Below are 9,378 nucleotides of genomic sequence, written 5' to 3' on the forward strand. Positions count from 1 at the left end.
AAAAAGGCCACCGTTTCCGGTGGCCTTTTTTGCGTCAGGACTTCAGCAAAGCCAGCGCCGCGTTGAACGTCTTGCTGGGGCGCATGATGGCTTCCAGCTTGGCGAAATCGGGCTTGTAGTAGCCGCCGATGTCGACCGGCTTGCCCTGCACGTCGGCCAGTTCCTTGACGATGGTCTTCTCGTTGTCGGCCAGCGCCTTGGCCAGCGGTGCGAACTTCTCCGCCAGCGCCTTGTCCTCGGTCTGCGCAGCCAGCTCCTGCGCCCAGTACAGCGCCAGGTAAAACTGGCTGCCGCGGTTGTCGAGCTGACCGGTCTTGGGCGACGGGTTCTTGTTGTTGTCCAGCAGCTTGCCGGTGGCCGCGTCCAGGGTCTTGGCCAGCAGTTTGGCCTGGGCATTGTTGTTCTTGAGGCCCAGGTCTTCGAAGCTCACGGCCAGGGCCAGGAACTCACCCAGCGAATCCCAGCGCAGGTGGTTCTCTTCCACCAGCTGTTGCACGTGCTTGGGCGCGGAGCCGCCGGCACCGGTCTCGTACATGCCGCCACCGGCCATCAGGGGCACGATGGACAGCATCTTGGCGCTGGTGCCCAGTTCCATGATGGGGAACAGGTCGGTCAGGTAGTCGCGCAGGATGTTGCCGGTGGCGCTGATGGTGTCCTGCCCGCGGATCACGCGCTCCAGCGTGTAGCGCATGGCGCGCACCTGGCTCATGATCTGGATGTCCAGACCTGCCGTGTTGTGCTCGTGCAGGTACATCTTGACCTTGGTGATCAGCTGGGCTTCGTGCGGGCGGTAGGCGTCGAGCCAGAACACCACGGGCATGCCCGAGTTGCGCGCGCGGGTCACGGCCAGCTTGACCCAGTCGCGGATGGCAGCGTCCTTGACCTGGCACATGCGCCAGATGTCGCCCTGCTCCACGTCCTGGCTCATCAGCACCTCGCCGGTGGCCAGGTCGGTGATGTTGGCCACGCCGTCTTCGGGGATCTCGAAGGTCTTGTCGTGCGAACCGTACTCCTCGGCCTGCTGGGCCATCAGGCCCACGTTGGGCACGGTACCCATGGTCTTGGGATCGAAAGCGCCGTGCCACTTGCAGAAGTTGATCATCTCCTGGTAGATGCGGGCGAAGGTCGATTCGGGCATCACGGCCTTGACGTCCTTCAGGCGGCCGTCGGCGCCCCACATCTTGCCGCTGTTGCGGATCATCGCCGGCATGGAAGCGTCGACGATCACGTCGTTGGGCGAATGGAAGTTGGTGATGCCCTTGGCCGAATCGACCATGGCCAGCTCGGGGCGGCCTTCGTGGCAGGCGTGCAAGTCGCGCTTGATCTCGTCCTGCTTGCTCTGCGGCAGCGTGGCGATCTTGTTGTACAGATCCACCATGCCGTTGTTGACGTTCACGCCCAGTTCATCGAACAGCTTGCCGTGTTTCTCGAAGGCGTCGCGGTAGAAGATGCGCACGCAATGGCCGAACACGATGGGGTGCGACACCTTCATCATGGTGGCCTTGACGTGCAGCGAGAACATCACGCCGGTCTTGCGCGCGTCCTCGATCTCCTTTTCGTAGAAGGCCAGCAGCGCCTTCTTGCTCATGAACATCGAGTCGATCACCTCGCGATCCAGCAGCGAGACCTTGGGCTTGAGCACGATGGTCTTGCCGCTCTTGGTGATCAGCTCCATCTTGACGTCGCGCGCCTTGTCCAGGGTCATGGACTTCTCACCGTGGTAGAAGTCGCCGTGGTGCATGTGCGAGACGTGCGAGCGTGAAGCCTGGCTCCACTCACCCATGCTGTGCGGGTTCTTGCGGGCGTATTCCTTCACCGCGCGGGGGGCGCGCCGGTCCGAGTTGCCTTCGCGCAGCACCGGGTTCACTGCGCTGCCGGTGCACTTGGAGTAGCGCGCGCGGATGTCCTTTTCTTCGTCGGTCTTGGGATTCTCGGGGTAGTCCGGGATCTTGTAGCCCTTGGCCTGCAGCTCCTTGATGCACGACATGAGCTGGGCCACCGACGCGCTGATGTTGGGCAGCTTGATGATGTTGGCCTCGGGCTTGAGCGTGAGCTTGCCCAGCGCGGCGAGGTCGTCGCTGACGCGCTGTTCCTCGGTCAGGCACTCAGGGAAAGCCGCCAGCACGCGCCCCGCCACGGAGATGTCGGCGGTGGTGACGTTGATGCCTGCGGGCGCTGCGAAGGTGCGGATGACGGGGAGAAACGCACTGGTGGCCAGCAAGGGGGCCTCGTCCGTCAGGGTGTAGATGATGGTGGGTTGCTGGCTGCTCATTGCTTATCTCCAGAGGTTGTAGGGTGCGATGCCGATCGGCATCCAGGCCGGTGGCGCGGACACGGTGACCGGTATCCCGTGATTGTGCTTTCAGCGCAAGGGCCAGGCCTTCGTTTTTGGGATCACATTCCCACAATACAAAACACGCGCAAAAAAATTTGCATGCTTTCATGCCGCCAGACAGCAAAAAGGGCCCGAAGGTCACCCTCCGAGCCCTTGATGCTGGCGCATGCGATCAGGCGAAGTTGGCTTCGGCAAACGACCAGTTCACCAGTTTGTCGAGGAAGGTCTCGACGAACTTGGGACGCAGGTTGCGGTAGTCGATGTAGTAGGCGTGTTCCCACACGTCCACGGTCAGCAGGGCCTTGTCGCCCGTGGTCAGCGGGGTGCCGGCGGCGCCCATGTTGACGATGTCGACCGAGCCGTCGGCCTTCTTCACCAGCCAGGTCCAGCCCGAGCCGAAGTTGCCCACGGCGGACTTGACGAAGGCTTCCTTGAAGGCGGCATAGCTGCCCCACTTGGCCGTGATGGCCGCGGCCAGCGCGCCGGAAGGCTCACCGCCACCGTTGGGCTTCATGCAGTTCCAGAAGAAGGTGTGGTTCCAGATCTGGGCCGAGTTGTTGTAGATGCCGCCGCTGGACTTCTTGATGATGGACTCGAGGTCCATGTTCTCGAACTCCGTGCCCTTTTGCAGGTTGTTCAGGTTGACCACATACGCGTTGTGGTGCTTGCCGTGGTGGTACTCGAGCGTCTCGCGGCTGTAGTGCGGGGCCAGGGCGTCCAGGTCGTAAGGCAGTTTGGGCAGGGTGTGTTCCATGGGGTTCCTCTTGCGTTGGTGTTGTGAAATGGCGCGCTTGGCCGCGGGAAGCGGAGCACAAGGCAATCGGGCCTCCGCATTGTAGGCAAGGCCAGTGACGGCAGAGCGATCAGGGTTTCTCGGCCCTCAGGGATTCAGCCTTCCACCCTCACGTCCAGCGAGCCATCGGCCAGCGTCGCGCGCAGCGGCTGCCCGGGCCGGGCCTGAGCGGCGCGCGTGAGCGCAGCACCATGCTCGTCGGTGAGAAAGGCATAGCCCCGCTGCAGCACGAGTTGCGGATCGAGCAGGCCCAGCGCGGTCTGGCCGCGCTGCAACCGCTGCCGCTGCGCTTGCAGCGCGCGCTGCAAGGATGGCGGCAACTGGGTCTGCAAGGTCTGCAGGCGGTTGTGCTGGCGCTGGATCGCCAGCGAACCACTGCGCTGCAAGCCGTGCTCCAGACTGGCCAGGTGCTGCAGGCTGTCGTGGATGCGCCCGGAGGGCCGCCCCAGGCGCTGGGCCAGGCGGTCAAGCCGCTGACCGCGCTGATCGATGTCCGAATAGGCGCCATCGTTCAGGCGCTCCTGCAGGTAGGCCAGTTCGCCTAGGCGCTGCACTTTCGTGGGTGCGCACAGCTCGGCCGCCGCGGTCGGCGTGGGCGCGCGCAGGTCGGCCACGAAATCGGCCAAAGTGAAGTCGGTCTCGTGTCCGACGCCGCACACCACGGGCATCGGGGCCTGCGCGATGGTGCGCACCAGCACCGGGTCGTTGAACGACCACAGGTCTTCCAGCGACCCGCCTCCGCGCACGAGCAGCAGCACCTCGCTCTCGCCGGTGTCCGCATGCCGCTGGTAAGCGGTTTGCAGCGCGGCGCACAGCTCGGCAGGCGCCTGCGCGCCCTGCACGGCCGCCGGGTAGATGACCACCGGAATATGGGGCACCCGCCGCTTCAACGCCGTGACCACATCGCGCAAGGCCGCCGCACCCAGGGACGTGACGATGCCGATGCTGCGCGGCTGCACGGGCAGCGGACGTTTGCGGGCCTCCTCGAACAGGCCCTCGGCCTCCAGCTGGGCCTTGAGCTTGAGGAATTGTTCGAACAGCGCGCCCTGCCCCGCGGGCTGCAGCGACTCGACAATGAGCTGCAGATCGCCGCGCGCACCGTAGACATCGAGCTTGCCACGCGCCTCGACCAGCTGGCCATCGCGCGGGGCAAAACTCAACTGCTCGGCCGAGCGCCTGAACATGGCGCAACGCACCTGGCCGATCTCGTCCTTGAGCGAAAAATAACAATGGCCGCTGGCCGCCCTCGAAAAGCCCGAAAGCTCCCCCCGAACCGCCACCGGATTGAATCGGGCCGAGACGGTGTCGGCCACGGCTCGCATCAGCGGGCCAACTGCCCACACACGCCGCGCGGACGGCTGATCGGCATCGAACAAGGATTCAGCCACGCGCATCTCCGGGGCAAATGTGTCCACAAGCCGCGCCGTTGCTGGCGATGCTGAAACACCCTTCAATGGCGCCGCGCGATGCCGCCAAGAGCCTTGATTCCAAAGACATTTGCAGTGCCTGTTTTGTGATCGACGTGTCGCCGGCCCTTCCAGGCCGGGGTTTCGTGCGCATCGCGGGTGAGTTTTTCACAAAGTTATCCACAGAATTTGTGCATCAGGGAGAGGAATCGGGCCCGACTGGCTGGACGGCATGGGCAGGGGCCGAATGGTCGGTCCCTTCAGAGGGCCGCACATGGGCCTGAGACATAATCGTTCGCACCCTCAAGGCCACCCGCGTCCGGTGGCACTAGCCTGGAGTTCTGATTTGTTTTCCATCATACAAGCCGCTGGCTGGCCCATCTGGCCCCTGATCGCCTGTTCCGTGCTCGGCATGGCCCTGGTCATCGAACGCTTCGTCAGCCTCAAAACGCGCAAGATCTTCCCGCCCAAGCTGCTCGACGAAGCCATCATGGTCTCGCGCAACGGCATCCCGGGCCCGGACGTGGTCAAGCAGCTTGAACAGAACTCCGTGCTGGGCACGGTGCTCGCCACCGGTTTCCGCACCTACAACGTCAACCCGCGCGCCACCGAAGACGACCTGCGCGCCAGCCTGGAAGGCGCGGGCCGCGAGGCCGCCGCCAAGCTGCAGCGCTACCTGGGCGCGCTGGCCACGATCGCGTCGGCCGCGCCCCTGCTCGGCCTGCTCGGCACCGTCATCGGCATGATCGAGATCTTCGGCTCGCAGGCGGTGGACACCGTTGGCGCCGTGCCCGGCATGGGCAACCCCGGCCAGCTCGCGCACGGCATCTCGATCGCCCTCTACAACACCGCGTTCGGCCTGATCATCGCCATCCCCGCGCTGATCTTCTGGCGCTACTTCCGCGCCCGGGTGGACAGCTACCTGCTGTCCATGGAACTCGCGGCGGAGCGCTTCGCCCGGCACCTGCTGAGCCTGCGGAAGCCCACGCTATGAACTTCCGCACCGGTGAGCACGATGAGCCCGAGATCAACCTGATCCCGTTCATCGACATCCTGCTGGTGGTGCTGATCTTCCTGATGCTCACCACCACCTACAGCAAGTTCACCGAACTGAAGGTGAACCTTCCGGTGGCCGATGCGCAGGCGCCCAAGCAGAATCCGCGCGAGATCGTGGTGGCGGTGGGCAGCGACGGCCGCTACTCCATCAACCGGCAGGTGCTCGAGGGCGCGGGCGTCGAGGTCCTCACGCGCGTGCTCTCGGAAGCCTCGCAGGACAACCGCGACACAGTCATCGTCATCAGCGCGGACGCCGCCGCCACCCACCAGTCGGTCATCAATGTGATGGACGCCGCCCGCCGGGCCGGCCTGGTGCAGATCACGTTCGCCACCCAGCAGACGGGTGCCCCCGCCCGCGGCAAACCCTGACGCGCCACGGGTGCCCGCCATGAGCCAGGCCCAGGGGCAGACGCAGGAAGCCGCCTGGCTGCGGCGCGCCCAGCAACGCGGCCCGCTGTCCTGCCTGCTCTGGCCCGTCTCCCTGCTGTACCGCTCGCTCATGGCCCTGCGCCGCTGGCTGTATGCCCGTGGGCTGCTGAAGGTTCACCAGATGGATGTGCCGGTCGTCGTGGTCGGCAACGTGGTGGTCGGCGGTGCGGGAAAGACGCCCTGCACCATCGCGCTGGTCAAGCACCTTCAGGCGCAGGGCTGGCATCCCGGTGTGGTCTCGCGGGGTCATGGCCGGCACGCCATCGGCGTGACCCATGTGCACGCCGACACGCCAGCCAGCGAAGCCGGGGACGAGCCCCTCTTGATCCACCAGCGCACCGGCGTCCCCGTCTGCGTGGCGGCTCGCCGGGTCGATGCCGCGCGCGCGCTGCGCGCCACCCACCCCGACGTGGATGTGCTGGTGTGCGACGACGGGCTGCAGCACCTCGCGTTGGCGAGGCAACTGGCCATCGCGGTGTTTGACGACCGCGGCGTGGGCAACGGTTGGCTGCTGCCCGCCGGCCTGCTGCGCGAACCCTGGCCGCCCGCGCGCCACGCGCCGTTCAGGCCCGACCTTCTCCTGCGGCAAGGCCGCGCGGGTGCGCCGGCCGCCACGGGTGTGGCGGCGCCGGACATGCCCGCGTTCGGGGCGGTGCGGCAACTGGCCGCCCATGCCGTCGGCCCCCGGGGCCAGCGCATCGAACTGTCGCGATTGAAGGGCGAGCCGCTGACCGCGGTGGCCGGCATCGCCCGGCCCGAGGTGTTCTTTGACATGCTGCGGGAGGCCGGCCTCGCCCCCACGCAGCAGGTGGCCCTGCCGGATCACGCCGACCCGGCGGCCTACGCGGAGCTGGTGCACGGCGCGCGGCACCCCTTGGTCTGCACCGAGAAGGACGCGACCAAACTCTTTGCCCTTTTGCCGGCAGACGGCTCCGTGCAAGCCTGGGCCGTCCCGCTCGAACTCACGCCCGACCCGGCATTTTTCGAGGCGGTCGACGCCCATCTGACCGCCTGGCGCCCCGCGCCTTGAAACCCGGATCCAGCCGGCGCGACTATCATTCCGCCATGGACACCAAACTGCTCGAACTGCTGGTCTGCCCGGTCACCAAGGGCCCTCTGATCTTCGACCGCGACAAGCAGGAACTGCTCTCGCGCAGCGCGCGCCTGGCCTACCCGGTGCGCGACGGCATTCCCATCCTGCTCGAACACGAGGCCCGCACGATCAGCGAAGAGGAAGCGGCGCGCCCATCGGCCCCCGCCCCGCTCGCATGAGCCTGCCCACCGCGGCGGCCGACTTCACCGTCCTCATTCCCGCCCGGCTGGCCTCCACCCGCCTGCCCGACAAACCCCTGGCCGACATCGCCGGCGTGCCCATGGTGGTGCGCGTGGCGCAGCGCGCGATGCAGAGCGGCGCCTCGCGCTGCGTGGTGGCGGCCGACGATCCGCGCATCGTCGACGCCTGCGCCGCCCACGGCGTGCAAGCCCTGCTCACGCGAACCGACCACCGCTCCGGCAGCGACCGCCTGGCCGAAGCCTGCGCCCTGCTCGGCCTGGCGGATGAGGCATTGGTGGTCAATGTGCAAGGCGACGAACCTCTGATCGAGCCGACGCTGATCGACGCCGTGGCGGCCGAACTGCGGCGCCGCGACGATTGCGTGATGAGCACCGCCGCCCACGCCCTCGACAGCACGAGCGACTTCCTCAATCCCAACGTGGTGAAGGTGGTGCTCGACCGCATGGGCACCGCGCTGTACTTCAGCCGCGCACCCATCGCCTGGTGGCGCGATGGCATGGCACCCGGCCAGCCCATGAGCGCGCTGCCGACCCCTGCGCCACTGCGCCACGTCGGCATCTACGCCTATCGCGCCGGCTTCCTGCGGCAGTTTCCCCAGCTGGAGCCTTCGTCGCTGGAAGCCATCGAGTCGCTGGAGCAATTGCGCGTGCTCTGGCACGGCCACCGCATCGCGGTGCACGTGACGGCCCATGCACCGGGCCCCGGCGTGGACACGCCGCAAGATCTTCAACGGGTGCGCGAGCTGCTCGCCAAGGCCTGAATTACGGGCCTTGCGGTGGGCGTCGGAGCCCTTTTCCTGTCAGCCAGAGCGAAGGGTGCCCGTGCTATCCTCGACCGGTCGCCCCGGCTCCCACGCCCTGGGGCCGCCGCTCGAGACAAGCGGCCACGCCATTGAAACTCTGAAAAAAGGAAAGCGATGAGACTGATTCTGTTGGGCGCCCCGGGTGCCGGCAAAGGAACGCAAGCCACGTTCATTTGCCAAAAATACGGCATCCCCCAGATCTCCACCGGCGACATGCTGCGCGCGGCGGTGAAGGCCGGCACCCCCCTGGGGCTGCAAGCCAAGGCCGTGATGGAATCCGGCGGTCTGGTCAGCGACGACCTCATCATCAACCTGGTCAAGGAACGCATTGCCCAGTCCGATTGCGCCAACGGCTTCCTGTTCGACGGCTTCCCGCGCACCATTCCGCAGGCCGATGCCATGAAGTCCGCCGGCGTGAAGCTGGACTACGTGCTGGAAATTGACGTGCCGTTCGACGCCATCATCGAACGCATGAGCGGCCGCCGTTCGCACCCCGCCTCGGGCCGCACCTACCACGTCAAGTTCAACCCGCCCAAGGTGGAAGGCAAGGACGACGTGACCGGCGAGCCGTTGATCCAGCGCGAAGACGACAAGGAAGAGACCGTGAAGAAGCGGCTCGAGGTCTACAGCGCACAGACCCGTCCCCTCGTGGACTACTACAGCAGCTGGGCGCGCTCGGACGCGGCCGCCGCGCCCAAGTACCGCGCCATCAGCGGCATGGGCTCGGTCGAGGACATCACGGCGCGCGCCTTCGAGGCGCTGTCGAAGTAAGCCACCCCGGCTTCCCGCAGAACACCCGGCCACGTGCCGGGTGTTCCGCTTTCAGGAGGGCTCAAGCCGGGCTGGAGCGCAGGCCGTAGGCCTTGCCCTCCAGAAACACGTACTCGGCGCGCAGGATCGCTTCGCCCTTCTCGTCCTTGAACGCGAAGCCCACGGTGGACAGGGAGGCCCCGGTCTTGACCTCAGGCATCTGCCATTGCCCCAACCGGAACAGCGGCGCCAGTTCGATCTCCCAGCGCCGGTCGCGGCGCGTGGGCAACACGGTCTTGGCCAGCAGCGCGGGCCCGTCGATGCCCGCCGTCTGGGCGGGCAAAGGGCGTTGGCCGAGGTCGGCCGGCAGGCGCAGGGCCTCGGGCAGCTCCAGCACCAGCTCGGCGTGCGGGTTGCGCCACTTCACCTCGACCACCCGCCCCTCCAGGTAGAGCGGACGGTCCTGGTCGAAGCTGCTCCAGCCATGGTGGGCCAGCGCCCCACCGCCCCAAC

At 66.6% G+C, this 9,378-nt stretch carries 10 protein-coding genes; 6 read left to right on the plus strand and 4 right to left on the minus strand.

Features of this window, described 5'->3' with window-relative positions; translation table 11 throughout:
• Nucleotides 1-34: 34 nt before the first annotated feature.
• The 3 genes from AC3WPZ_RS21665 to xseA all read right to left on the minus strand — a co-directional run bounded on the left by AC3WPZ_RS21665 (nucleotide 35) and on the right by xseA (nucleotide 4,522).
• Nucleotides 35-2,272: an NADP-dependent isocitrate dehydrogenase gene (locus AC3WPZ_RS21665; protein WP_382326604.1), complete on the minus strand. Its 2,238-nt coding sequence runs from the start codon at nucleotides 2,270-2,272 to the stop codon at nucleotides 35-37.
• A gap of 235 nt (nucleotides 2,273-2,507) precedes the next feature.
• A complete protein-coding gene (locus AC3WPZ_RS21670) occupies nucleotides 2,508-3,089 on the minus strand; it encodes a superoxide dismutase (RefSeq protein WP_291117076.1) in 582 nt (193 codons plus the stop codon).
• A gap of 134 nt (nucleotides 3,090-3,223) precedes the next feature.
• Nucleotides 3,224-4,522 (minus strand): exodeoxyribonuclease VII large subunit, encoded by a 1,299-nt coding sequence (gene xseA, locus AC3WPZ_RS21675; protein ID WP_444687480.1) that lies wholly within the window; start codon nucleotides 4,520-4,522, stop codon nucleotides 3,224-3,226.
• Nucleotides 4,523-4,880: 358 nt separating this feature from the next.
• Between xseA and AC3WPZ_RS21680 the strand changes: the two genes are divergently transcribed.
• The 6 genes from AC3WPZ_RS21680 (at nucleotide 4,881) to adk (ending at nucleotide 8,886) form a co-directional block, all read left to right on the plus strand.
• A complete protein-coding gene (locus tag AC3WPZ_RS21680; protein ID WP_382157694.1) occupies nucleotides 4,881-5,528 on the plus strand; it encodes a MotA/TolQ/ExbB proton channel family protein in 648 nt (215 codons plus the stop codon).
• Complete coding sequence (locus tag AC3WPZ_RS21685) at nucleotides 5,525-5,959, plus strand: ExbD/TolR family protein (protein WP_291117082.1); 435 nt, start codon at nucleotides 5,525-5,527, stop codon at nucleotides 5,957-5,959. Before AC3WPZ_RS21680 ends, AC3WPZ_RS21685 begins: the two co-directional genes overlap by 4 nt.
• 19 nt (nucleotides 5,960-5,978) lie before the next feature.
• A complete protein-coding gene (gene lpxK / locus AC3WPZ_RS21690) occupies nucleotides 5,979-7,049 on the plus strand; it encodes a tetraacyldisaccharide 4'-kinase (protein ID WP_444686626.1) in 1,071 nt (356 codons plus the stop codon).
• Nucleotides 7,050-7,084: 35 nt separating this feature from the next.
• Nucleotides 7,085-7,291 carry a Trm112 family protein gene (locus AC3WPZ_RS21695; RefSeq protein WP_291117088.1) on the plus strand — a complete coding sequence of 69 codons (207 nt, stop codon included), beginning with the start codon at nucleotides 7,085-7,087 and terminating at the stop codon, nucleotides 7,289-7,291.
• Nucleotides 7,288-8,073 carry a 3-deoxy-manno-octulosonate cytidylyltransferase gene (gene kdsB, locus AC3WPZ_RS21700; protein WP_444686627.1) on the plus strand — a complete coding sequence of 262 codons (786 nt, stop codon included), beginning with the start codon at nucleotides 7,288-7,290 and terminating at the stop codon, nucleotides 8,071-8,073. The genes AC3WPZ_RS21695 and kdsB overlap by 4 nt, the downstream gene beginning before the upstream one ends.
• A gap of 156 nt (nucleotides 8,074-8,229) precedes the next feature.
• Nucleotides 8,230-8,886 (plus strand): adenylate kinase, encoded by a 657-nt coding sequence (gene adk, locus AC3WPZ_RS21705; RefSeq protein WP_382157688.1) that lies wholly within the window; start codon nucleotides 8,230-8,232, stop codon nucleotides 8,884-8,886.
• 61 nt (nucleotides 8,887-8,947) lie between these two features.
• Here the strand turns inward: adk and AC3WPZ_RS21710 are convergent, their stop codons facing one another.
• A complete protein-coding gene (locus tag AC3WPZ_RS21710; RefSeq protein WP_492441488.1) occupies nucleotides 8,948-9,361 on the minus strand; it encodes a DUF6152 family protein in 414 nt (137 codons plus the stop codon).
• Nucleotides 9,362-9,378 lie beyond the last annotated feature (17 nt).

The organism is Hydrogenophaga sp. FW305-3-2-15-A-LB1, from assembly GCF_058787875.1.